General features: G+C 43.7%; 20 protein-coding genes. 12 read left to right on the forward strand and 8 right to left on the reverse strand.

Annotated elements, in window-relative coordinates:
- Window positions 1-7 precede the first annotated feature (7 nt).
- On the reverse strand, window positions 8-2698 hold the full coding sequence (gene mutS, locus ACOQOA_RS07035; RefSeq protein ID WP_420547935.1) for a DNA mismatch repair protein MutS: 2691 nt from the start codon (window positions 2696-2698) through the stop codon (window positions 8-10).
- A 353-nt stretch (window positions 2699-3051) separates the two neighbouring features.
- On the opposite strand from mutS, the gene ACOQOA_RS07040 reads away from it, so the two are divergent.
- The 3 genes from ACOQOA_RS07040 to ACOQOA_RS07050 all read left to right on the forward strand — a co-directional run bounded on the left by ACOQOA_RS07040 (window position 3052) and on the right by ACOQOA_RS07050 (window position 8094).
- Window positions 3052-5313: an NADP-dependent malic enzyme gene (locus tag ACOQOA_RS07040; RefSeq protein ID WP_420547936.1), complete on the forward strand. Its 2262-nt coding sequence runs from the start codon at window positions 3052-3054 to the stop codon at window positions 5311-5313.
- Window positions 5314-5348: 35 nt separating this feature from the next.
- A complete protein-coding gene (locus tag ACOQOA_RS07045) occupies window positions 5349-6677 on the forward strand; it encodes an ATP-binding protein (RefSeq protein ID WP_420547937.1) in 1329 nt (442 codons plus the stop codon).
- A 181-nt stretch (window positions 6678-6858) separates the two neighbouring features.
- Entirely contained in the window at window positions 6859-8094 is a 1236-nt protein-coding gene (locus ACOQOA_RS07050; protein WP_420547938.1) for a GTP-binding protein, read from the forward strand.
- 69 nt (window positions 8095-8163) lie between these two features.
- Here ACOQOA_RS07050 and bktB read toward each other — a convergent pair whose 3' ends face one another.
- Window positions 8164-9351, reverse strand: coding sequence for a beta-ketothiolase BktB (bktB, locus tag ACOQOA_RS07055; RefSeq protein ID WP_420547939.1), 1188 nt, complete (start codon window positions 9349-9351; stop codon window positions 8164-8166).
- A 231-nt stretch (window positions 9352-9582) separates the two neighbouring features.
- Between bktB and ACOQOA_RS07060 the strand changes: the two genes are divergently transcribed.
- Window positions 9583-11127: a trimethylamine methyltransferase family protein gene (locus ACOQOA_RS07060; RefSeq protein ID WP_420547940.1), complete on the forward strand. Its 1545-nt coding sequence runs from the start codon at window positions 9583-9585 to the stop codon at window positions 11125-11127.
- Window positions 11128-11224: 97 nt separating this feature from the next.
- Window positions 11225-12325: an NAD(P)/FAD-dependent oxidoreductase gene (locus ACOQOA_RS07065; protein ID WP_420547941.1), complete on the forward strand. Its 1101-nt coding sequence runs from the start codon at window positions 11225-11227 to the stop codon at window positions 12323-12325.
- On the opposite strand, the gene ACOQOA_RS07070 is transcribed toward ACOQOA_RS07065, so the two are convergent.
- The 3 genes from ACOQOA_RS07070 to hppD all read right to left on the reverse strand — a co-directional run bounded on the left by ACOQOA_RS07070 (window position 12322) and on the right by hppD (window position 14553).
- Window positions 12322-12810 carry a PAS domain-containing protein gene (locus ACOQOA_RS07070; RefSeq protein ID WP_420547942.1) on the reverse strand — a complete coding sequence of 163 codons (489 nt, stop codon included), beginning with the start codon at window positions 12808-12810 and terminating at the stop codon, window positions 12322-12324. The two genes, ACOQOA_RS07065 and ACOQOA_RS07070, sit on opposite strands and share 4 nt — an antisense overlap.
- Before the next feature lie 117 nt (window positions 12811-12927).
- Window positions 12928-13395, reverse strand: a complete 468-nt coding sequence (locus ACOQOA_RS07075) for a flavodoxin family protein (protein ID WP_420547943.1) — start codon at window positions 13393-13395, stop codon at window positions 12928-12930.
- A 75-nt stretch (window positions 13396-13470) separates the two neighbouring features.
- Window positions 13471-14553, reverse strand: a complete 1083-nt coding sequence (gene hppD / locus ACOQOA_RS07080) for a 4-hydroxyphenylpyruvate dioxygenase (RefSeq protein ID WP_420547944.1) — start codon at window positions 14551-14553, stop codon at window positions 13471-13473.
- A gap of 405 nt (window positions 14554-14958) precedes the next feature.
- Here hppD and ACOQOA_RS07085 point away from each other — a divergent pair, with 405 nt between their 5' ends.
- The 3 genes from ACOQOA_RS07085 (at window position 14959) to ACOQOA_RS07095 (ending at window position 17876) form a co-directional block, all read left to right on the forward strand.
- Window positions 14959-15942 (forward strand): TRAP transporter substrate-binding protein, encoded by a 984-nt coding sequence (locus ACOQOA_RS07085; RefSeq protein WP_420547945.1) that lies wholly within the window; start codon window positions 14959-14961, stop codon window positions 15940-15942.
- A gap of 97 nt (window positions 15943-16039) precedes the next feature.
- Window positions 16040-16606 carry a TRAP transporter small permease gene (locus tag ACOQOA_RS07090; protein ID WP_420547946.1) on the forward strand — a complete coding sequence of 189 codons (567 nt, stop codon included), beginning with the start codon at window positions 16040-16042 and terminating at the stop codon, window positions 16604-16606.
- 1 nt (window position 16607) lies between these two features.
- Window positions 16608-17876, forward strand: a complete 1269-nt coding sequence (locus ACOQOA_RS07095; RefSeq protein WP_420547947.1) for a TRAP transporter large permease — start codon at window positions 16608-16610, stop codon at window positions 17874-17876.
- Window positions 17877-17942: 66 nt separating this feature from the next.
- On the opposite strand, the gene ACOQOA_RS07100 is transcribed toward ACOQOA_RS07095, so the two are convergent.
- Complete coding sequence (locus tag ACOQOA_RS07100) at window positions 17943-18503, reverse strand: 3-hydroxyanthranilate 3,4-dioxygenase (RefSeq protein WP_420547948.1); 561 nt, start codon at window positions 18501-18503, stop codon at window positions 17943-17945.
- Window positions 18504-18626: 123 nt separating this feature from the next.
- On the opposite strand from ACOQOA_RS07100, the gene ACOQOA_RS07105 reads away from it, so the two are divergent.
- The gene (locus tag ACOQOA_RS07105) at window positions 18627-19580 is read left to right on the forward strand and encodes a LysR substrate-binding domain-containing protein (RefSeq protein ID WP_420547949.1); all 954 of its coding nucleotides are present in this window, start codon (window positions 18627-18629) and stop codon (window positions 19578-19580) included.
- Here ACOQOA_RS07105 and ACOQOA_RS07110 read toward each other — a convergent pair.
- A complete protein-coding gene (locus ACOQOA_RS07110) occupies window positions 19577-20374 on the reverse strand; it encodes an aspartate dehydrogenase (RefSeq protein ID WP_420547950.1) in 798 nt (265 codons plus the stop codon). The two genes, ACOQOA_RS07105 and ACOQOA_RS07110, sit on opposite strands and share 4 nt — an antisense overlap.
- Window positions 20375-20564: 190 nt before the next feature.
- Here ACOQOA_RS07110 and ACOQOA_RS07115 point away from each other — a divergent pair, with 190 nt between their 5' ends.
- From ACOQOA_RS07115 to ACOQOA_RS07125, 3 genes are read left to right on the forward strand one after another with little or no spacing between them, the layout of a single operon-like run.
- The gene (locus tag ACOQOA_RS07115) at window positions 20565-22679 is read left to right on the forward strand and encodes a xanthine dehydrogenase family protein molybdopterin-binding subunit (protein ID WP_420547951.1); all 2115 of its coding nucleotides are present in this window, start codon (window positions 20565-20567) and stop codon (window positions 22677-22679) included.
- Window positions 22680-23633, forward strand: coding sequence for a dihydrodipicolinate synthase family protein (locus ACOQOA_RS07120; protein ID WP_420547952.1), 954 nt, complete (start codon window positions 22680-22682; stop codon window positions 23631-23633).
- A gap of 26 nt (window positions 23634-23659) precedes the next feature.
- Window positions 23660-24124, forward strand: coding sequence for a CoxG family protein (locus ACOQOA_RS07125; RefSeq protein ID WP_420547953.1), 465 nt, complete (start codon window positions 23660-23662; stop codon window positions 24122-24124).
- A 57-nt stretch (window positions 24125-24181) separates the two neighbouring features.
- Here the strand turns inward: ACOQOA_RS07125 and ACOQOA_RS07130 are convergent, their stop codons facing one another.
- Window positions 24182-24994 carry an alkaline phosphatase family protein gene (locus ACOQOA_RS07130; protein WP_420547954.1) on the reverse strand — a complete coding sequence of 271 codons (813 nt, stop codon included), beginning with the start codon at window positions 24992-24994 and terminating at the stop codon, window positions 24182-24184.
- Window positions 24995-25139 lie beyond the last annotated feature (145 nt).

Raw genomic sequence — 25139 nt, forward strand, 5'->3', positions numbered from 1 at the left:
AGCAATACTATTCCGATAAAAGTGACTTTAACGCATAAAGCTGTTCAAGGGCCGCCCGCGGGGTCAGATCATCCGGGTCAATATCTGCCAAGGCTTGCTCAACTTCCGACGGACCTGCTGCGGCGATTGCTGCGGCTTCTGCAGCCTCTTCTTCCTCAACCTGCGTTAACATTGCCTGGAATAGCGGTAAATCATCCACCAAACGGGTTACCGCACCGGATTGCTCACCTTTTTCCAAGGTATGCAACACATCTTCCGCACGCTTAACCACGGCTTTTGGTAAACCTGCAAGACGGGCTACATGGATACCGTAAGATCGATCTGCCGCCCCTGCTGCCACTTCATGTAAGAAGATAACATCTCCTTTCCATTCCTTCACACGCATGGAATACGGCTTCAAACTATCTAACTTTTCCGTTAGCGCGGTTAATTCATGGTAATGGGTGGCAAAAAGCGCACGGCTTTTACAAATTTCATGCAGATGTTCAACACAGGCCCAGGCAATGGATAAACCATCAAAAGTCGCCGTACCCCGGCCAATCTCATCCAAAATCACTAAGGAACGATCTGTTGATTGATTTAGAATCGTTGCTGTCTCTACCATTTCCACCATAAATGTGGAACGGCCACGGGCCAGATCATCGGCCGCCCCAACACGACTGAACAAGCGATCAACCACCCCGATATGGGCCGCACGCGCAGGCACATAACTACCGATTTGCGCCATAATCGCAATCAAAGCATTTTGTCGTAGGAATGTAGATTTACCAGCCATGTTTGGACCCGTGATCAACCATAAACGCCGTTCACCGCCAAGATCACACCCATTAGGGACAAAATGGCTATCGCCGGTTTTACCAAGGGCTGCTTCCACCACAGGATGACGCCCAGCTTCGATATCAAAAGCCAGCGAATTATCAACAACCGGGCGACAATAATCCTGTTCATCTGCCAACATTGCCAAGGCCGCGGATAAATCAAGTTCCGCCATAGCACGCGCTGCACGTGCCACATCTTCCGCACGGTTCATCACATCATTGGCCAGATCTTGGAAAAGCTCTTGCTCCAACGCCAAGGCTTTCCCTTTGGATTCGACGATATCACGTGCCAGTTCGGATAGCTCAGTTGTGGTATAGCGTACCGCATTGGTCATGGATTGACGATGAATAAATTCTTCCGTCATTTTGTCGGAATTACGTGCTGTGACTTCAATAAAATATCCAAGCACATTATTATGCTTAACTTTTAAAGTATCTACGCCAGTCTGTTCTTTATATTTACTTTCAAGATTACTAATCAAACGGCGGCTTTCGCTGCCCATCACCCTTAATTCATCAAGGCGTGGATTATATCCTTCGGCAATAAAACCACCATCGCGTGCCAATACAGGTAAATCTGTATCCAATGCTTGATGAAGGCGCTCCACAATTACGTCATGAAGGCCAAGACCTTTTTCGGCCTCGCCAATACCGCGTGGCAACTCCATCCCTGCACTTGCAAGAATAGCTTTCACACGATTGGTCGCCCCTAACCCATCACGGATTGCCGCCAGATCACGTGGTCCGCCACGTCCAAGGCCAATACGCCCTAGCGCCCGTTCCAAATCTGGTGTTTCTTTTAATAAGTCACGTAAGTCACCACGTGCCATATCCGCATTCATGAAGAACGCCACCATATCCAGACGATCATTCACATCCATAGGATTGGTGAGAGGTGCTGCCAAACGGGCAGAAAGCGCACGTGCGCCCGCCCCGGTCACGGTTCGATCAATTGTTGCAAGCAAACTACCCTTACGTTCCCCAGACAAGGTAATTGCAAGTTCCAGATTACGGCGTGTGGCTTGGTCAATCTCCATCAGACCGCCATCAGAAACTTGGGATAGTTTCTCTAGTCGCGGCATTTTATCAACTTGGGTAAGCTCTAGATAATCAAGTAATGCCCCCGCCGCAGATGTTTCACCACGACTAAAATCACCAAATGCATCAAGAGAGGCAACACCATAAAAATCCTTTAAGCGATTTTCATTATTAATGCTGTCGAAACGACTATCAGGTTGTGGGGTAATGATATGTTGCCATTCAGCAAAGATGTCGAAAAGCTCTGGTTTCTCCATCAATTTTTGCGACACTAATAATTCACCCGGGGATACACGTGCGAGCACCGCGCCCAATTTTCCATCTTCAATCCGTTGCACATGGAAAATACCCGTAGACATATCTGCCCAACTTAACGCCATATCTTTGCCTGCAGATGCCAGTGCGGCCAGATAGTTATGGCTGCGCGCATCCAACAATGTATCTTCGGTTAAGGTACCTTGCGTGACGACCCGTTTAACTTCACGACGCACAACAGATTTGGAACCACGCTTTTTTGCTTCGGCGGGGTCTTCGGTTTGTTCACAAACGGCGACACGAAACCCTTGGCGGATGAGGCGCGCCATATAATTTTCCGCAGCATGATAGGGCACACCACACATTGGGATTTCCGTATCTTCATGCTTGCCACGTTTGGTCAGCGTGATATCCAGCGCCTCTGCAGCTTTTACAGCGTCATCAAAGAACAACTCATAAAAATCCCCCATACGATAGAACAGTAAATGATCTTGATGCTGTTCCTTGATGGATAGATATTGCGCCATCATCGGAGTGACTTTGGGTGCAGTTTTTGTGGTTTCTGTTTTTGCAGCAGTATCAGGCATGAGTTTTCTTAGTAAAATGGGTCACATAATCATTCTTTAAAGGGAGTCAGAGTATAAGCAGAGTCCCTTTCCTCACAAGGCATAAGCCATGACTTTTCCAACTTTTCATCTAGTCCATTGAATCAACGCTGTTTTTATCTAATAGAAACAGTTTCTAATATGTCATGATAGTGTCACAAAAATACTATATTTCAGTGACTTAAGAAAACTCCGAAATGTTAGACAGTTTTTTCCTGTTCCAGAATGCTTTGTCAAACCGGATTGGCTAGGGTATCTACAGGATAGATGACGCTTTTTCGCAGATTAACGTCTCTATTTTGATGAAGTAACCGCCGAACTAAATTGGATCAAAAATGGCTGATAAAAAAAGCATGACAGACGAAGATGCGTTGGTATTCCACGCACAAGGTCGCCCTGGTAAACTGGAAATTTCCGCAACCAAACCGCTGACAACGCAGCGTGATTTGTCTCTCGCCTATTCTCCGGGTGTTGCAATTCCTTGCCTTCGTATCGAAGAAGACCCCTCAACTGCTTATGATTATACAGCCAAAGGTAACGTCGTTGCCGTTATTTCCAACGGTACCGCAGTTCTTGGCCTTGGTTCAATCGGTGCACTTGCATCCAAACCAGTGATGGAAGGTAAAGCCGTCCTATTTAAACGTTTCGCCGACGTAGATGGTATCGATCTTGAAGTTGATACGACAGATGTTGATGAGTTCGTAAATGCCGTTCGTTATCTCGGACCCAGCTTTGGTGGTATTAACCTGGAAGATATCAAAGCACCGGAATGTTTCATTATTGAGCAGCGCTTACGCGAATTGATGGATATCCCGGTCTTCCACGACGACCAACATGGTACAGCGATCATCGCGGCTGCAGGTTTATTAAACGCATTAGACCTTACCAATCGCGACATCAAAACAACAAAGCTTGTTTGTAACGGGGCGGGTGCTGCGGCCATTGCCTGCGTGGAATTGGTCAAAGCTTTAGGCATGCCATCAGAAAACGTTATCATGTGTGATTCCAAAGGCGTAATTTATCAAGGTCGCGAAGAAGGCATGAACCAATGGAAATCCGCTCATGCTGTCGCCACCAAAGATCGCACTTTGCAAGAAGCTTTAAAAGGCGCTGATGTTTTCTTTGGCCTTTCTGTAAAAGGTGCCGTTACCGGCAAAATGGTCAAGGATATGGCGGATCAGCCAATCATCTTTGCAATGGCAAATCCTGATCCAGAAATCACTCCAGATGAAGTGAAAGCAGTACGTAAAGATGCAATCATTGCAACAGGTCGTTCTGACTTTGCCAACCAAGTAAATAACGTACTTGGCTTCCCGTATATTTTCCGTGGCGCCTTGGATGTGCGCGCAAGCACCATTAACGATGAGATGAAAACAGCTGCGGCTCGTGCCATTGCGGAACTAGCGCGCGAAGATGTACCTGACGAAGTTGCGGCCGCTTACGGTGGCACAAAATTGGTTTACGGCCCGGATTATATTATCCCGGCACCATTTGATCCACGCCTGATCGTGGCGGTTCCAGGCGCAGTGGCGCAAGCCGCGATGGATTCCGGTGTTGCAGCAAAACCGATCATCGATATGGAACGCTATCGTCAGGAATTGAAACAACGTCTTGATCCAACTGCAGGTATGTTGAACTTAATCTTCTCCAAAGTTCGATCAAACCCACGTCGTGTTACTTTTGCTGAAGGTGAAGAAGAACGCGTGATCCGCGCAGCTGTTGCATTCCGCAATGCGGGTTATGGTTATCCGGTTCTTATTGGTCGTGAAGATCGTATTGTTAAGAAAATGGAAGAACTTGGCCTAGATGGCGGGGATATTGAAATTCAAAATGCTAAACTTTCTCATCGTAATGAGAAATATGCGGAATTCCTGTATAAACGCCTACAACGTAAAGGTTTCATGTATCGCGATTGCTTGCATCAAGTAAACCAAGATCGCAATGTCTTTGCATCTTGTATGTTGGCGTTGAATGAAACAGACGCTGTCGTAACTGGTGTAACACGTCACTTCCATGATTCGTTTGATGCTGTTCAACGTGTCATTGATACGAAAAAAGGCGAAGTCCCTATGGGCTTGATGATTATCGTTTCCCGTGGTCGCACCTATTTCGTTGCAGATACATCTATTCATGACACACCAGATGCGAAAACATTGGCAGATATTTCCGAACAAACAGCAACATTTGCACAAAGCCTTGGTCTTGAACCACGCGTGGCCTTTATGTCTGCATCCAGTTTCGGTAATCCATCCATCGTGAAATCCAATCGCATCAGTGAAGCGGTTCAGATTCTCAATGATCGTCGTGTATCTTTTGAATTTGATGGGGAAATGTCGCCATCTGTTGCCCTAAATTCGGAACAGCGCGAACGCCTCTATCCATTCTGTAAACTTTCAGGTGATGCGAATATCCTAGTAATGCCGGGCTTGCATTCTGCACATATTGCAACGCGTCTGTTACAAGAAATTGGTAAATGTACTGTTATTGGCCCCTTGGTAATGGGAATGAGTAAACCGGTACAAATTGTACAAACTGGTGCGTCTGTGAATGACATCGTGAATGCGGCTGCTCTTGCCGTGCATGATGCGCTTCGTTAAACAGACCTTTTAAGATTTAGTAAAGCTGATAGGACATGAACAAAAGTTATCTCACAGCCCCGACATTGCCGGAAAAGATCCAAGCAGCGGTTATTGCGATAGCACCTATTTTGGTCATGATTATCAGCTTTTACTATTTCGACTATATCTCAATGGTCGCAGCCCTTTTAGTGGGCACATTATCAAGCGTCACCATCTATATTCTTTCAAGCCTCAGCCTTGAGAGGGAATTTTATGTAAAACAACAGCTTTCTATCACGCAATCTGACCTTCAAAGCAGCCATCATGCCTTAGATCAGCGTGCAGAGATGATTGAAAAGATGATTGATGGATTGCCTGATCCGTTAATCTTCATCAATAAGAAACATCGTTGTTTACGCCGTAATGCAACTGCCCGGGAATATTTTCCAAATCTTTCCCCCGGTCGACCACTCACATCCGTCTTACGTCATCCAGAGTTAATTGATGGTATTGATTATGTGCTGGATACGGGCGAAGCACAAACAGTGGCGATTGAATTACCCTCCAATGTCGCCACAAAAATGGAAGTTCGCATTCTGCCTATCGCGACAATTGGTGAGGATGGCAAAAACGAACATTCTGCTATCCTGTTAGCCATGCAGGATGTGACCAAAGTGGAACGCAGTGAAGCCATGCGCGCCGATTTCGTTGCCAATGTAAGTCATGAATTACGTACCCCATTGACCAGTTTGGTGGGATTTGCAGAAACCTTACTTGGCCCTGCTAAAGATGACGAAGAAGCACGTCTTCAGTTTTTGGGCATTATGCAAGAACAAGCTGAACGTATGCTTCAAATCATTGAAGACTTATTATCCCTATCCCGTATTGAAGTGGACGAACATTCCCGCCCCACAGGGGATGTAGATATACGTGATGCACTTCGCAAAACATGCGACACACTTAAGATGAAAGCGGACAAGAACCAAACCACACTTGATCTTAAGATCGCAGAAGATATTCCCTTGATTCAGGGGGATGAAGGACAGCTCATTCAAGTTTTCCAAAACTTAATAGATAACGCGATCAAATATGGTTCCGAAAACGGCGCCAAGAAAAATTCAATCGTTACCGTGACGGTTCAAAATGTAGACGAAGATCATATTTCCGTGGCTATTGCTGATCAGGGTAAAGGTATACCTGAAGACAGCCTTCCAAGATTGACGGAACGTTTTTATCGCGTCGACACTGCACGCTCTCGTGAAATGGGGGGAACAGGCCTTGGCTTGGCAATTGTAAAACATATTGTCAATCGACATCGTGGTAAGATGTATATCACCAGCGAAGTTGATAAGGGCAGTTGTTTCAGTATCTCCCTCCCAATCCGATCTTCTATAATTTCTTAATTTCTATAACGTACTAACGTCATCCGACTTTCCATATTATCCGTCGTGAGCTCGTAAACTTTGCCGAGGATGATTATACATATCTCTTCTTGATAATTGTTATGTTATAACATAACAATTATCATATCTTTCAACTGCCATAGTACCAGTTGATCAGGACGTAATTAGAGGATCGAGTAAAATGAATGAAATGAGCCCATCCACCAACCGCCTTCCCGTAACTGTCCTATCCGGTTTCCTGGGCGCGGGTAAAACCACTCTCTTAAATCGTGTTCTAAACAATCGAGACAATAAACGCGTCGCAGTGATTGTTAATGATATGTCAGAGGTGAATATTGATGCAGATTTGGTGCGCGCCGATACAGAGCTTAGTCGTACAGATGAAACATTAGTTGAGATGTCTAATGGTTGTATCTGCTGTACTTTACGCGATGATTTATTGCTTGAGGTTCGCCGATTGGCAGAAGAAGGTAAATTTGATTATCTCTTAATCGAGTCTACAGGTATTTCAGAGCCTCTTCCTGTTGCAGCAACATTTGATTTTCGTGATGAAGATGGTGTTAGCTTATCTGATGTTTCCAGATTGGATACAATGGTAACCGTTGTCGATGCTGTAAACCTATTGAAAGACTATTCCTCACATGATTTTTTAAGTGACAGAGGAGAAACTTTAGGTGAAGAAGATGATCGTACTTTGGTTCATCTATTAACCGATCAAATCGAATTTGCAGATGTGGTTATCCTCAACAAAGTCAGTGATGCAGGTACTGAAAATGTAGATGCGGCACGTAAAATCATTCGAAGTCTAAATGCAGATGCAAAGATTATTGAAACAGACCATTCAAATGTGGCCTCCGATAAAATACTGGATACAGGTTTATTCGATTATCAAAAAGCCCATGAACACCCAATGTGGGCAAAAGAATTATATGGCTTCGCAGATCATACGCCAGAAACAGAAGAATATGGCATCACCTCTCATGTGTATCGGGCAAGACGCCCTTTCATTCCTGAACATATTCAATCTTTGTTAAATGGTGATTTACCGGGCGTCATTCGGGCAAAAGGGCATTTCTGGATTTCTACCCGCCCTGATTGGGTGCTGGAATTTTCTTTAGCGGGTGCACTTTCTAATATGTCCCCCCTCGGCAACTGGTGGGCGACAGTTCCTGAAGATAAGTATCCCGATAATGACGGTGCACGTAATTACAAAGAAAAGCATTGGCAGGACCCATGGGGGGATCGCCGTCAGGAAATCGTATTCATTGGTTCTGGTATTAATTGGCCTGCATTAGAAGCAAGGTTAGATCAATGTCTTGTGCCTGAAGAAGAAGCAATCGGCCCTCATGATTTACCAGCATATGAAGATACATTCCCCATTTGGCGTCGTGTTGATGAGAGCGAACCAAACGAATAACATTTCGATGGATTGGCAAAAAAGCCCTGAAATTTCTTTCAGGGCTTTTCCTATTAACTCATCTAAAACTTAAAGCTTTTCAATCACCAAGGCTATACCTTGACCGCCACCAATACACATGGTGATAAGGCCGTATTTACCACCAATACGTTCAAGTTCATAAACACATTTCAAGGTAATGATTGCCCCTGTGGCGCCAACCGGATGCCCTAAAGCCACGGCACCGCCATTTGGGTTTACTTTCTCAGAATCAAATCCTAAAGATTTGCTCACGGCCATAGCTTGAACGGCAAAAGCTTCATTGGATTCAATAACATCCATATCTTCGACCTTTAAGCCCGCCTTTTCTAGCGCTTCTGGAACAGCTTCATTCGGGCCAAGCCCCATCACCTCTGGTGCAACACCACCGAAACCATAAGACAGAATACGTGCTTTTGGCTTTAACCCACGTTTTTCTGCTTCATCCATAGTGGTAAGAACCAATGCTGCGGCTGCATCATTAATACCGGATGCATTACCAGGTGTAACTTTACCATCTTTTTTAAAAGCTGCTTTTAGCTTACCCATATTTTCCATGGATGCATCCGCGCGTACATGTTCATCCGTATCAAAAGTCACCATCTGGCGTCCTTTTTTTACTTCCACAGGCACGATTTGAGATTTGAAATATCCCTGATCAATGGCATTTTGAGCTCGCTTATGACTTTCTACGGAATATTCATCCATTTCTTCGCGGGAAATCTGATATTGATCAGAAATACGTTCTGCTGTCATGCCCATATGGCCACTGTCAAATGGGTCCGTTAAAACACCAACGGTCATGTCCATCATGGACATATCACCCATTTTTTGCCCAAAACGTGCCTTCTGTGTGTAATAAACACCTTGGCTCATAGATTCTGCACCACCTGCCAATGCGATTTTACTATCCCCTAAAGCTACCATTTGAACAGCAGAAATAATGGATTGAACGGAAGACCCGCACAGGCGATTCACGTTTAATGCCTTAGATGCATTTTTTAATCCTGCTCGCAGTGCAATATCACGGCTTAAATAAGCATCTGCAGCTCCTGTTGGGATAATATGACCAATTACGCAATGATCAATATCTTCCGCTGCGACATTAGAACGTGCAATCGCTTCTTTTGCAGCTGCCTCCCCTAGTTCGGCTGGTGTTAAACCACTTAAACTACCACCAAAACCACCGATGGCCGTACGCGCGCCATCCAAAATTACAACGTCATTTACCGCTGACATTTTTGTCTCCCGTCATGTAATTATTTTGCATTGCACAAAAGACTACACAGCAATTTTCATTATGACAAGTGAATGGAATTTATCCTGAGCCTAATTAAAAACGAGAACATAGAGACAGATAGAAAATTAAGTCCATTTTCCTTCTACTATTACATATGCTCACCGCATCTTGACTCTTATTAAATAATCATTTAATAATTATTTTAACAAAGTAAACGAAGGTATAGTGAGATGGCAAAACGATTGGGACGTAAAGGCAAACGCGCAGCAGTTGCCGCAGAAGCAGAAAATCCGACTTTAAAATTCAAGGATAAAGGCCTAACGGACCAAATGCTGCAGCCATATAATCCTTTAACCCCGAAAGCCGTAACAGCAGTCATTGATGCGGCGATTGAAATTCTGGTCAATACAGGCATTGGCTTTGAAGCAGATGATGAAATTGCCCTCACCTATTTCCGTGATGCAGGATGTATTGTGAACGAAGAAGGATTAGTTAAATTTCCAGAAAAACTGATCCGTGACTCATTAGCAAGTTGTGCACGCACCATTAAGTTATGGAACCGTCCCGGAACTGAATATATCGATCTTGATCATCATCATACCTGGTTCTTTTCAGGCATGACGTGTATTCAGGTTTATGATGAAAAAGAAGAAAAAGGCGTTCGATCCAGCACTAAACAAGATCTTATAGAGATCACACGCTTGGTTGATGCCCTACCTAATATCGATGGCGCATGTGTCTCCTGCAAGATTGTCGAAGAATCCAACATTCATGGTGAGATAGATGAGTTTGCCGTGCTGGCTTCAAATACAACGAAACCGCTTGAATTTCTGTGTGAGTTTCCCGAAACCTTTGATGTCGTGGTCGAGATGGCATCAGCTATTCGTGGTGGCAAAGATAAACTGGCTGAGAAACCTTACTTTGCGCAAGTTATCACACCGCTTCCGCTTTTTTATGCAAAATCCCATACTCATCAAATCATCGAAGGCGTCAAAGCAGGCGTTCCGGTGGTGATAGGAACCGTGACCATGGGAGGCGCATCAGCCCCGATCACCTTAGCCGGCTGCCTCACACATGCCTTGGCTACTGATTTAGGTGCATTGGTATTAAGTCAACTGGTACAAGAAGGCTCTTATTGTATGCTTGGCTCTGATGTGTCTTTCATGGAAGCGGCCACGGGCGGATTGGGTGGCTTCAGCCAAATGTATCTAGGTGATCAAGCCATTTGTCAGGTTATGCGCAGCATGGATATGCCGTCAGCCACCGGCTTAGGCGGCTGGGCCGCCGCACGTCGATTTAATCAGGATGCAGTTTGGGAAATTTCTACGAATATGATGAGTGCTTTTTATGTACGTCCCGCAACCGTAGATTATTGCGGCTCCTTAGATGAAGGCATCACATACTCCAAACATGCCCTTGCCTTTTGTGACGAAATGATCGGTTTAATGCGAAAAATGTGGGAAGGCATTCAAGTCGATGATGAAATGTTGGCCCGTGAGCTTTCTGCCGAAGCGGGACCGCTAGGGAATTATCTATCTCATCCCCATACAGCGAAACATTGTCGCGAAGAATATTGGAATGCAAAATATTTTGGCGCAAATTACCCTATGAATTCGGGAAGCTTGCCAGATGAAGACCTGATTGAACGCATTGAAAATGATATTCAACAAATTGAAAAAACACATCAAGCAGAACCGTTAGATCCTTTGATTTCCGCGGAAATTCAGGCAATCCAAGACAAGTTCAAAGAAACATATTCAGTTAAGGCAGCCTAACCAAACCAAAACATCGTTTTATAGACGTCATTTTAACCTTGTCAGTTCCAGCAAAAACCATTTAACGATAGAATGTTGTTTAGTAGATGGGGGAATTATGGCTAAAAAATATGATTTTATTGTTATAGGTGGCGGCATCGCTGGGTTAGGTATTGCCACTTATCTATCTGAACATGGTACAATTTGTGTTTTAGAACAAGAGGACAGTCTTGGATACCATTCTTCTGGCAGGTCCGCTGCGATCTTCATTCGCAATTATGGGAATAAGGCCTTAAAACAACTTACCGCATCTTCAGAAACATTCTTTAACTCCCCAACAGGAATTGCAGATCATAGCCTTCTCTCACCACGCGGTGAGATGCTGATTGCCACTGAAAGCGAGTTAGAAGACTTAGAAGCATATTTAAGTGATGCAACAGCTATGGAGCGCCTGACAACCAAAGAAGCATGTGATCTTGTTCCTATTCTTAGGCCAGAAAAAATTGCGGCTGCAGCCATAGAAACCGAAGCGCAAGACATCGATTCAGACCTTCTTCTTCAAGGATATATACGCCTCATTAAGTCGCGTGGTGGTCATATTAAAACCAAACAACCCGTAGAAAAAATAAATCATAAAAATGGGGTTTGGACACTGACCACCCCTGATGAAAATTACGAGACTCCAATTTTAATAAATGCGGCTGGGGCTTGGGCTGATCATATCGCAGATTTAGCTAATATCCCCCAGATTGGGTTAATGCCTAAACGACGGTCCATGGCTGTTATTCCCGCACCTAATGGGTATGATTCATCCGATTGGCCGCTTTTTGCATCCGCCAGCGAAGATTGGTACGCAAAACCCCAGGGAGATAAATTATATATCTCACCTGCCGATGAGGATATCGTTGAGGCGCATGACGCATGGGCAGATGATATGGTACTAGCCGAAGGATTATATCGATATGAAGAAATGGTTACGACACCAGTTACACATGTCGAACACAGCTGGGCTGGTTTACGCAATTTTGTTAAAGATAAAACACCAGTAGTTGGATTTGATAATCATGCAGATGGCTTCTTCTGGCTGGCTGGTCAAGGCGGTTACGGTATTCAAACAGCTCCGGCTCTTTCAGAGATTGCTAGTGATTTAATAACAAGTAAAACTGTCTCAATACCTAACGATTTACTGGGGGATCTCACTCCAAATCGACTTCGCTAATCGCCTCTATTATCTAACAAATTACGATAATGATCCGCCTTGGTTTTCTTTTTCACAAATAAGGTCATCCCAAGAAGTTTATCTGCTCTTATTCCATCACTGCTCATGGGAAGCAAAAGACGATGATATGTCAGGTAACTCGTATTAATCCAATTCGCATCGCCTTCCGAATAGGAAGGCTCCAGAGACAAAACAACTTCGTCATAATCACGTTTCAAATCATTGGTACCACCATAAATCTCATCAAACGTCATACCCGTTACATCACGCCCCAACGCTTCAACCAAGGCTGATCCAAATAAACGCATGCGATAATCAGGATAATCCTTCAAGACATCATACAAGAAAATATGTGGTAGCAATTTTGGAATATCCATAGGATGAAAATCGGATCGAGATGGCGCTAATCGCTCGCCCTTTATTTCACACCAATATTCATAGAGCGCGATTAATTCCGGCTCTTTTATCTTATTTATTATACTCATAAACCTCTCCACAGAGGTATTCTACTAACTCAGAATTAATAAAGTATAAAGATAAAATTTTTAGGGTTTCATTTAGTTTTTACTAATAAATTCAATACATTAAACTTATAATTTTATTCAAAAAATGCCTGCTTCCAATCCTGCAGCCATTAATGTGCCAAGCTCTTCAGCCCTTGTGAGGAAACTTTCCTCCCATTCACCTTTACACCAGACAGGGTCACAAATTGGCTTCCAACGCAAACCTTGAGTTGCAATAGAATCAATGGCTCTGATCGTGCCTGTTCCATCTAATCCAGCGCGTACCAATAAGCCATAGGGCATCGCTTGCTTTTCTTCCAACACACCATAATAGCAACGATCAAAGAAATCTTTCATCGCACCAGACATATAACCAAGATTTTCAGTCGTACTTAAAATCACCCCATCTGCGGCTAAGACATCTTTGGAACTGGTCTCAAATGGCGTTAAAACGGTCACATCCACCCCATCAATATCTGGGTTGGAGGCTCCGCGTTCAATCGCATCACATAAAGCTTGTGTATTCGGGGATGGTATATGGGCAATGATTAAAAGTTTTTTTGTCATAACCTTAAGCTATCGTGAGAAATTCATCCTCGCAAGCAGAAGAAAAAGGCCCTGTAGACAGGGCCTTTTATTTGGTTATGCTTCTTCAACTTCTAAAACGCCTCGACGGATCTGATCACGCTCCATGGAATCGAATAAGGCTTTAAAGTTACCTTCCCCAAATCCTTCATCCTTTTTACGTTCGATAAACTCAAAGAAAACCGGCCCCATCAAGCATTCAGAGAAAATCTGTAGCAACAAACGCGGATCATTATTATCCGTTGATCCATCCATCAAAATACCACGAGACTTCAGTTCATCAACAGGTTCACCATGCCCGGGCAAACGCTCTTCCAACATCTCATAATAAGCTTCGGGAGGTGGGGTCATAAACGGCATCCCCTTAGCTTTTAATTTGTCCCAAGCTTCAGGCAAATTATCACAAGACAGCGCAATATGCTGAATGCCCTCACCATTAAATGCCATCAGGAATTCTTCAATCTGGCCGGTGCCACTAGATGCCTCTTCATTGAGTGGAATACGGATTTTACCATCCGGAGCTGTCATCGCACGAGACGTCAGACCTGTATATTCCCCTTTAATGTCAAAGTAACGTAACTCACGGAAACCAAAGATATTCTCATAAAACCCACCCCAATATGCCATACGTCCTTTATATACATTATGGGTTAAATGATCCAACGTGTGGAAACCGCAGCCCACTGGATTACGATCAACGCCTTCCAGATATTTAAAATCGATATCATAGATAGAGGCCCCATCTTCATAACGATCGATCAAATAGATTGGTGCCCCCCCAATACCCTTAACTGCTGGTAAACGTAACTCCATCGGACCAGTTGGGATTTCAATCGGTTGAGCGCCCTGTTCCAGCGCATAATCATAGGCTTTATGGGAATCTTTCACGCGAAAGCCAAGACCACAACATGACGGGCCATGTTCTTCTGCAAAATAAGCGGCAAGGCTGTTGGGTTCTTTGTTCAAGATGAAGTTGATATTACCCTGACGGTACAAATCCACATTCTTTGAACGATGCACAGCAACTTTGGTAAAGCCCATCATTTCAAAGATAGGTTCAAGCGTATTTGGTTCAGGGGCTGCAAATTCAGCAAATTCAAAACCATCAAGCCCCATCGGGTTTTCAAATAAATCAGTCATTATAAATCTCCATAAATTTTGTTCAGGTCAAAAGGAAAACGAGACCTAACAAGGCGGAGAACAAGACACTCCACGTACACTATTGGACAGAAAATAACCGATGGCTAAAAACACAAATTTGCTCTTTTCCTAAATCCTGGTGAGACGAAATTTTAATACACATATTTAGTTTCATTTTTAACTGTTACAATTGTAACTAATTTAAATTGATTTGAACAGCCTCAATTTCGATATAACGGTTGGTTATAACAAAATACCATTTATCAACTTTTCTTTTATAGTTTTGTTTCTTATAGTGCTGCACAGAGAAATATAAGTAAGCAAACAGGGTAAGCCACTCAGTAACGGTAGGATCAATTAACAATTTATATCGTATCGGTTTGGCGCACTAAGGGAGACTGACTAATGAAAACAATTTTCAAGAAAACCTTTGCTGGCTTAGCTGTCGCAACAGCCGTAGCTGGTATGTTGGCAAGCACAACTGCCTCTGCCAAAGAATTCCGTTTGGGCTTAATCACACCGCCACCACATGTCTGGACAAAAGCAGCAACCGCCTTTGGTGATGAGTTAAAAGAAGCGACAGATGGCAAACATAGTGTGGCTGTTTTCCCTTCTCGCCAATTAGGTAATGAAGCGCAAATGATCCAGATGCTTCAGGCAGGCTCCCTGGACATGGCTTTTCTAACAATTGCTGAAGTTTCCAACCGTGTGCCTGACTTTGGTGCATTTTATGCGCCTTATCTTGTAAAAGATATTAATGGTGCGGCAAAGGTTCTACGTAGTGATACAGCCAAAGGGCTTTTAAAATCTCTTCCTAAAAAAGCAGGGGTTGTAGGCATTGGATATGGCATGGCGGGTCTTCGTCAAATTGTCTCCCGCGATGCTGTTGCAAATGCAAATGACCTGGTTGGTAAAAAATTACGCATTACCCCTTTTGAGCCAATTAAAGATTTCTATAATGCGGTCGGTGTTGCCCCAACGCCTATGCCACTACCAGCCGTTTATGATGCCTTGGCGAATGGCCAAGTAGACGCCATTGACATGGATGTAGAACTCATCATCAAGTTAAAATATTACGAACATGCCAAAACAATTGTGGAATCCAATCATATGATGTTCCCAATGGTTGGTCTCGTATCTGCAAAAGTATGGAAAAACCTTTCCAAAGACGAACGTGCGCAAATTTCCGAAATCATGGGCAAGCATCTTGATGGTGTGATTGATAGTTATGTTTCCATGGAAGGTCCATGGTTGGACAAGATGAATAATGTTGGTGTGAATGTCATTAAAGTCGGTCCTGAATTCTTCTCTGGCGCAATTGCGGATTGGGAAAAAACATGGGGTCCAAAGGCACCTGCGTTAGAAGCGCTTCGTAAAGAAGCAATGTAAACTGGACAATATTGTTCAATACAGTTTGAATAAAGATGGGGAGGGATATTATCCCTCCCTGTTTTCTTTAGATCTTTATGTTTCTTGAGTTTTCATAATGTTATTAAGTCGATTTTCAAATCTGCTGGTCAGCTTTGAAACCATGATCCTCAAATGCCTGATGGCAGGTGTTTTAGGGCTAATACTTTTAAATGTTGTTACTAGATCCATGTCTTATGCGATTTACTGGGTCGATGAGGCGGCGATCTATTGCATGATCTGGTTGGTTTTCGTGGGGTCGTCTGTTGGTATACGGAAAAGACAGCGCATCGCTGTTACTTTACTTTTTGATGCCGTTCCTGAGAAAATACGTCAAATTTTGGATATCATCATTGATGGAATCATCGTGATTTTTGCTGCTTTCTTTATCTGGGTAACCTGGATTTGGTATGATCCGCTGGTTCTTGCCGAAGTTGGTTTTAATACAGAAAGCTTTGCGGAAGAGACTTTTAACTTCATCTATGACGAACCTACAAATACAGTTGGTATTCGAAAGTTTTGGATTTGGCTGATCCTGCCTGTCTTCGGAGTAACAATCTTTATCCATGGCCTAACGAATTTTTATGAGACTTTATTCCATAAACAGGAAAAATCTGATCATCCTTTAACTGAGGGGCTAGATTAACATGATACTTGGCTTTTTCTTTGCTCTTTTATTGATTGGACTTCCGATCGCCCTGGTACTTATGGTTACCGCAATCATCTATATTTATAATACAGGCAATACGGATTTATTTTCCTCCTTACCGCAGCAATTATTTGGTGGCGTTGAATCCTATGGGTTGCTGGCGATTCCTCTTTTCATGCTGGCAGGGGAATTTATGAATGAAGGTGGCCTCACCAAACGCTTAGTACGTATGGCCTCTGTCTTTGTAAACGGCCTACGTGGTGGGTTGGCTTATGTGAATCTGATTGCAAATATGATGATGGCATCCATTATGGGTTCGGCAGTGGCACAAATAGCGGTCATGTCCAAAGTCATGGTCCCTGAAATGGAAAAGCAGGGCTATGACCGTGCCTATGCAGGCGCCTTAACAGCCGCTGGTGGTCTTATGTCCCCCATCATTCCGCCGTCCATGTTATTTGTAATCTATGGTGTACTCGCTCAAATCCCTATTGGTGATATGTTTATTGCAGGTGTGATACCCGGCCTGCTTATGGGTACAGGATTTATTATCGCTGTTGCCTTGATCGGTATTAAATACAATTATCCGAAATCCGCAAAAATCACTTTGCATCAAGCACGTAAAGATTTCTTATTGGGTTTACCGGCAATGAGTATCCCGGCCGTTATTATCGGCGGTATTTTATTAGGTTTTGCCACACCGACTGAATCTGCCTCTATCGCAATTGTGGCAGCGCTTCTTATTGGGAAATTTGTTTATAAAGAGTTACGTTTCCGGAATCTGGGCAAAGTTCTTTACAGTACAGCAATTAGTTCTTCTGCGGTGATTTTCATGATTGCCGGGGCAAAGATGTTAGGTTGGGCCTTAATCTTTGAACAAATCCCGCAAACGGTTGCGGTCTGGCTAACCAGTTTGAGCGAAAATCCGTTTGTCTTTTTGCTATTGGTTAACCTCGCCTTATTGGTCGTTGGCATGGTTATCGACGGTATTGCTGCCCTTATTATGACCGTACCAATTCTGCTACCTATCGCCACAGATGTCTATGGGATCGACCCGTATCATTTTGGTGTGGTGATTTGTTTAAATCTGGTTTTAGGCTTGCTAACCCCGCCCGTTGGCAGTGGCCTTTATGTTGCAGCGGCTATGTCCAACGTGGGGCCGACTGCCATATTCAGGGCTTTAGTGCCGTTCCTGACAGTCAGCGTTATGATATTACTTCTGTTAATCTGGCAGCCATTGTTGGTTACCTATCTACCATCCATCAAGTAAACATAAAAAAACGGCGCATTAGTGATACCCAATGCACCGTTTCAAATTAAAACTCAAGATATCGATCTAGGTAGTCACCCAACCTTCGGGTGGCTTGCCTTTCCCGGGGTGAACAGCACCGCAATTCTTACATGTTCTTGCATCCATATCTGCATGAAATGCCTCATATATCTGTGGCAATTGATCCACAATACCAGAAGCGGATGTTAATGGCACATCCACACGATGCACTTGAGATTCACATTCAAAACAATACCAGATGAAGCCTTCCTTCATGCCAAACATACGTGGGCTTTCCACCACAATACCGATTGACCCTTCTTCAGGGCGTTGTGGTGCATGAATAGTATGAGATGGCAGGAAGAACACCTCACCTTCACGGATGGGGACATCATATATCTTGCCATCTTCTGCAATTTTTAAAACCATATTGCCCTTCACTTGGTAAAACCATTCCTCTACCGGATCATCATGAAAATCAACACGTGTGTTTGGACCGCCAACCACCATTACAATCATACCTGTTTCCGTATGTAGCATCTTGTTACCAACTGGTGGCTTCAAAAGATGTTGGTTTTCTTCTACCCATTTCTGGAAGTTAAAAGCTTTGAGTTTTGGGTGTTCCATGGGTCTGCTCCCCCGATAGATTGTAAGGTCGTTATTCTTATTTCTGATATCAAATTAATAGAGGACAATACTTTCAATCAAGTGAATTAACTTGAACTTGTTATAAGCTATAGTTATATCAAAATGATGAGATCCAGAAACAGACATTTTAAGATTGTGGAACGCGTCGCCACCCGATTGAAGTTAAAACAGCTTCGATTATTAGTGGCTGTCGCAGAAAATGCGAGCATCCTTCATGCCGCAGAAAGCCTGAATATTTCACAACCTGCAGCCACAAAATTATTAAAAGATCTGGAAGACGATTTTGGCGTCCAGCTGTTTGAACGATCAAATCGTGGTGCTATCCCAACTAAATTTGGGGATGCATTGGTACGTCATGGAAAATTAATTCTGTCTCAAATTTCACAGGCGGCACAGGAATTAGATGATCTTGCAGAAGGTACAGGCGGACGTGTAGTTGTTGGTACTTTGCTGGCCGCATCTGCACATCTTTTACCTGCCGCGATTGAACGGTTACGTGCTGAACGCCCTAACGTAACAGTCGCCATCCGCGAAGGCACAAATGATGTATTAATGCCGGCCTTAATGACGGGTGATCTAGATTTAGTGGTCGGGCGTCTTCCAGAATATCGCTATAAAAAAGATGTGATACAGGAACCGCTTTTTGAAGAAAAAGTATGCTTAATCGGACGTAAAGATCATCCATTAGCACAAAACAAAAAGATCAAATTGCAGGACTTGCTGGATTGGTCCTGGATATTGCCACCACCAGAAACAACCATGCGCCGTCAGGTGGAAGCTGAGTTCTTAAAGGCAGAGCTACCACCACCTGCTGATGCGGTAGAGTCCGTCTCTCTCCTCACCAACAAAAAGCTGTTACAAAACACCGACATGATTTCTATTCATCCCTATCATGTGATTGCGGATGAATTGGAACGTGGTGATTTAATCACTATTCCATTTGAATTTAAAAATGTGAAAGGGCCTGTTGGCTTTTCCCATCGCCGCGAAGGCAGCCTATCCCCCGCGGCAACTGTATTCGTCGAAAAACTTCGTGAAGTTGCAAGTGAACTTTAAGAAATAATCGAGGCGGCTTCATTCAACACAACGCGTACAACATTCATCGCGGTTAATGCAGATGATTTCGGATTGGTTGGCAACGGCTTTCCATCTATCCGAAATGTAAATCTACCAAAAGCACCTTCTGCTTCAATCTCATGTGTATTTGAAGTGGCATTTGGATCGGCGATTAAAACAACTTCTGTCTTGTCCATGCCAACGCCTGCCAGCGCAATTGTTGCAGCCACATTGGCATTTTTTGGATAACGCAAGGCTGCATCACGGGCTGTACCACGGAAATGTTCAGAAGGTTCCCTCATAGTATCTAAGTCAAGAACCTCTTCTGCGGCTGTTCCTTTCCAGCCAAGTGAAGGTTTACATCCTTTATAGGTTACTCGATCCAAACCGCCTGCAGCTGCAGCAGATAAAGCATCCATTGCCCCAACCGCACCGGAAAGAAGGCGTAAAGATGTTTTTCCTTCTTTGGCAGCTTGTTCCATCTCCAAAGCGGTTTCAGGATCAGCCATCGCCCCATTGGAAACCGTATAAAATTTAAATCCCCGTCGTAAGATGGCAGCCCCATGTTCCTTCAAAGCTTCATGTCCGGCGCAATCCACAACTAAATCAAGGCCCTGACCTAATTCGGCAGCTCCATGAATCACTTCGACATCTTGGCCAATGGCTTGTTTGGCTTCTTCTTCGCGACCGGGTTGGCAGATCACTTGAACAATCTTTACATCTGATGATGCGGCTAGCTTTTCAGCTACATAGGTTGCAATTGTGCCATTTCCAATCAGTGCGATCTTCAACATGGATCATCCTTTTCATTAACAGAATCATTGGCGCATAATATGCCTATATTCATCCAAAACTCACTATCAATATTTCGTATAGCAAATTCCATTTAATTCATTTGTTTTGATATCAAGCTTATGTAAAAGTGAGCCATCTTAAACAAGAACTTCACACAAGAAACACACGACATTATCAGGGCAGAATTCAATGCAATTGATTGGCAAAGCATTACGACGAGAAGAAGATGATCGTTTGCTTAAAGGCATGGGTCAATATGCAGATGACATCACACCCGACAATTGTCTTTATCTGAAATTCTTGCGCAGTCCCTACCCATCTGGACGCATCACCGATTTGGAAATTGAGGGCGCGAAAGAAATAGAGGGTGTAGTTGCTGTTTATACTTCCAAGGACATTGAAGACCTAGCAGGTATTGGCGTTAACCCAATTATTAAAGGGGCTGAACAAACCCATTACCCTATCCTTGCTAAAGATCGTGTGATGGCGGTTGGGCAACCAGTTGCAGCCGTTATTGCAACCTCCCTTCAAACAGCAAATGATGCGCTTGAGGCTATCTTCCTAGACGTAGATTCAGAAGAAACAGAAGATATATTGTTTGAAAAATTTCCGGAGAATATTGTCTTTTCCCAAAGCTGGAAATCAGGCGAAATGTTGTCTGATCAAAACTCCGTTTCTATCGAAATTCAACATCCCCGCGTTGCCCCTTCCCCGATGGAGCCTCGCAGTTTAACTGCGTTTTGGGATCAGACGAATGAAAGCCTAAAAATCTGGCTTGGGACCCAAACACCCCATCGGGCAAAAGCGGATTTAGTGTGCTTACTCAATCTAGAAGATGATAAAATCCATGTCATTGCCAAGGATGTTGGCGGTGCCTTTGGTATGAAAGCCTCTCTCTATCCAGAAGATATTTTAACCGCATGGGCAGCTAAGACCTTGAAACATTCTATCAAGTGGACGTCCACACGAGGTGAAGACCTACAAGCTGCTAGTCACGGACGCGGTATCAAATCAGAAGGCCAATTAAACTTCACTGAAAATGGCATTTTCACAACCCTTAAAGCAAGCTCAACCGCCCCTGTTGGGCATTGGTTAACCTTTAGCTCAACAGTTCCCGCATGGAATAGCGTTCGCATCTTACCTGGGCCTTACGATATTCAAAATATTGATCTTCAAACAAAGGGCCAAGTCAGTCATACAGCGCCAGTTGGCATCTATCGAGGCGCAGGACGCCCCGAAGCTGCGATGTTGATGGAAAGGTTAGTGGAAAAAGCTGCTCATGCTTTAAATATGGATCCACTTGAAATTCGTCTCAAGAATTTCATTTCACCCGAAAACCTTCCTCATACCAGTGCCAGTGGCCGTAAGTTAGACAGCGGCAATTATGCTGAAGCACTGACCAAGCTCGCAGAGATTTCTGATTATAATGGTCTAAGAGAAAGACAGACCCAATTAAGAGCAAAAGGTAAGTTTTTTGGAATTGGCATTGCCTGTTATGTGGAACCATGCGGGGTTGGATGGGAAACAGCTGAAATTAAAATTATGGCGGACGGCATGGTCCATGCGGCAACAGGTGGCAGTAGCCAAGGACATGGTCGCGAAACAGCATTCAAGCAAATTATTGCAGATATCATGCAAGTCCCCATGGATCATATAAGCCTTGATCATAGTGACACAAGCAATACCCCAACAGGGATTGGCGCACTTGCCAGTCGTTCCACGGCCATTGGCGGGTCAGCCTTAAAACTGGCTGCAAAAGAATTAAAAGAAAAATGGAACCAATCACCTAATCCAGAACATAATGTTTCTATTAAATATGAAGCTGATGGTGAAGCTTGGGGATATGGTGCTTACCTTGCGACGGTTCGTATCGATCCGGAAACAGGCGTGATGGAGATCGAAGATATATTCTGTGTGGATGATGCAGGAAATCTGATCAATCCCATGATGGTTGAAGGACAGATTATGGGCGGGCTCGCCCAAGGTATTGGCGAAGCCATGTTAGAGCAAATCGTCTATGACGAGGATGGACAACTGGTCACAGGCTCCCTGATGGATTATGCCCTGCCACGCGCAGATGATATGCCTAAAAACATCACAATTGAAAAATTGACAACCCCATCACCCAATAATCCATTAGGTGCAAAAGGCGTTGGCGAAGCAGGTACAATTGGCACGCCTGCCGCCATTATGAATGCGGCCCTAGATGCATTAAAGCCGCTGGGCGTCACTGACTTATCCATGCCATTAACCAGTGAAAAAATCTGGCACGCAATAACAACCGCAAATTCGGAGATTGTTTAAATGAAATACAATAAAAAGGATGCAAAAGCCTATTCACGTAAAACCATGAAAGGAATTTGGGCCGCTGCCCTAACTCCATTTAAAGAAGATGGTGCCATTGATGAAGATGGTTTTCGCCGCAATATTGACCATTGGGTGAATGATTTAGGCATTGAAGGCTTATTCATTTCAGGGAAACAGGGTGAGTTTTTCTCCATGTCTGTGGAGGAGCGCAAACGCACTTTTGACATTGCGGTAGAAGCGACTGGTGACACAGGTCAAACCATTATGTCCTGCTCAGATCAAAATCTGGATGTTGTTTTAGACCTTGCCAAACATGCACAAAAGAATGGATCTGACTATATTGTCGTTCACGCACCTATGCTGCATTTCTGTTCTGATCAGGATGAACTGGTTTATGAATATTACAAACATATCTCTGAACAGGTAGATATCGGTATCGCCATGTGGAGCCATCCGGATAGCGGTTATTTGATGAGCCCAGAACTGTGTAATCGCATAGCTGATTTGGATAATATCGTGGCGATCAAATATAGCGTCCCACGTGATATGTATACCAAATTAAATGAACTGGCGGGCGATAAGATTCTAGTCAGTACCGCATCAGAAGAAGAATGGTTGGATAACATTATCGATTTGAACTGGCAGCTCTATCTATGTTCTTCCCCACCTTACATCATTCAAACAAAGAATGATCGCCGGATGCATGATTATACGCAACTGGCATTTGCCGGAAAACATGATGAAGCCCGTGCCGTATGGGAAAGCCTACAACCACTTCGCCAATTGTTAAAATCCGTGCGTCCGGGTAGTAAACCGCAAGCCTATCAAAAATATTGGCAGGATTTGTTGGGTCAAACAGGTGGACATGTGCGTCGCCCTATGATTGGATTAACGCAAGAAGAAAAACGTAAGATTGAAGAAGCTTTCGACGCTTGCGATCTGAAACTTTAAAGTTTTGACGAATAGGGATCAAAGATATGGAAATGAACGGGGAATATCTGCTGAAAGCATCACGCGAAGATGTTTGGGCAGCCCTGAATGATGCTGAGGTCTTAAAAGCCTGCATTCCGGGATGTGAAGAACTTAACAAAGAATCCGATACAAAATTCAATGCGATCGCAGTTCAAAAAATAGGACCTGTGAAAGCGAAATTTAAAGGTGAGGTTGAGTTAGAAGACCTTAACCCACCTGAAAGCTATCGCATTGTGGGTGCAGGTAATGGCGGCATTGCCGGCTTTGCCAAGGGAAGTGCATCTGTGGTTCTGGAAGACGCTGAAGAAGGTACTTTACTGAAATATGAAGTTGATGCTTCTATCGGCGGTAAACTAGCACAATTAGGACAACGTTTGGTAAAATCTACTTCTGCTAAATTAGCAGATAAATTCTTTGATGCTTTTGCTGCACAATTCTCAGATGATGAAGAAGGTGAAGAAGTCGCTTAAACCTTCATCCGCGGTTTTAGAAAATAAAGGGCCCATATTTTTTGGGCCCTTTTTCAATTACGTATTTAGGGCTGCAACCTTCATCTGATCCGGAATGGACAATCCCATTAACTTCAAAACCGTTGGGGCAATTGCACATTGATCCACGACATCCTGATCATTTTGAATTGGTGATGAACTAACATGATAAAGCGGCACATGTTGTACAACTTCCAAGGTACCGCCATGCCAACCTTTCTCATCCATACCATGATCTGCTGTTACTAAAACCTCATACCCCTTTTCTAGCCAAGCTGGCATATAAGTAGATAGGATTTGATCTGCGCGAGATGCCTGTTTGTGGTACTGATCAGATGAACCACCATAAACATGACCTTTATAGTCGCAACCCATTGGATGGATCAGCATAAAGTCCGGATGATAGCGACGGATTAAAAGTTCCGCGTCCGCGAAAAGTTCGAAATCCGGATAATCATCCTTTTGATAAAAACGACCATGTTGAATATTACGGCTTTCATCATCCTGTTCACGATCTTCAACCGGATCATAAGGTACATGATTATATAATTCAGACATCCAGCTATAGGCAGCAGCAGCAGTCGTACGGTCATTTGCGCGACAAATAGAAAATAAATGTTCACAATGGCTCAAACGCACAATGTCATTTGTTAACACCCCATGTTCAATCGGGGTTAAGCCTGTATGAATTGTTTCATAAAGAGGGCGGGAATTACTTGGTAAAGATGTCTTTACCTTCCATTTTGACGCTTTACCCGCCTGTACCATACCTTCCATATAGCCTAGTTCCTGTGTGGCAGCGCCATACCCTAAACCATCTAATACGACCAAGATCACTTTCGAATTTGCCATTTCGATTTCCATTCATCAAAGAAGATTTCTTTTCCTATCCTCATACATGTTTTTGCCTAAGAATGAATTCAAAAAATGACATCAATTGCCTAAAAATTTAACGTTATTATTTCAACTGATAGATCCTATAAGTCCAACCTTTATT

Source organism: Curvivirga sp. (assembly GCF_965219885.1).
GTDB lineage: Bacteria > Pseudomonadota > Alphaproteobacteria > UBA8366 > Aestuariispiraceae > Curvivirga.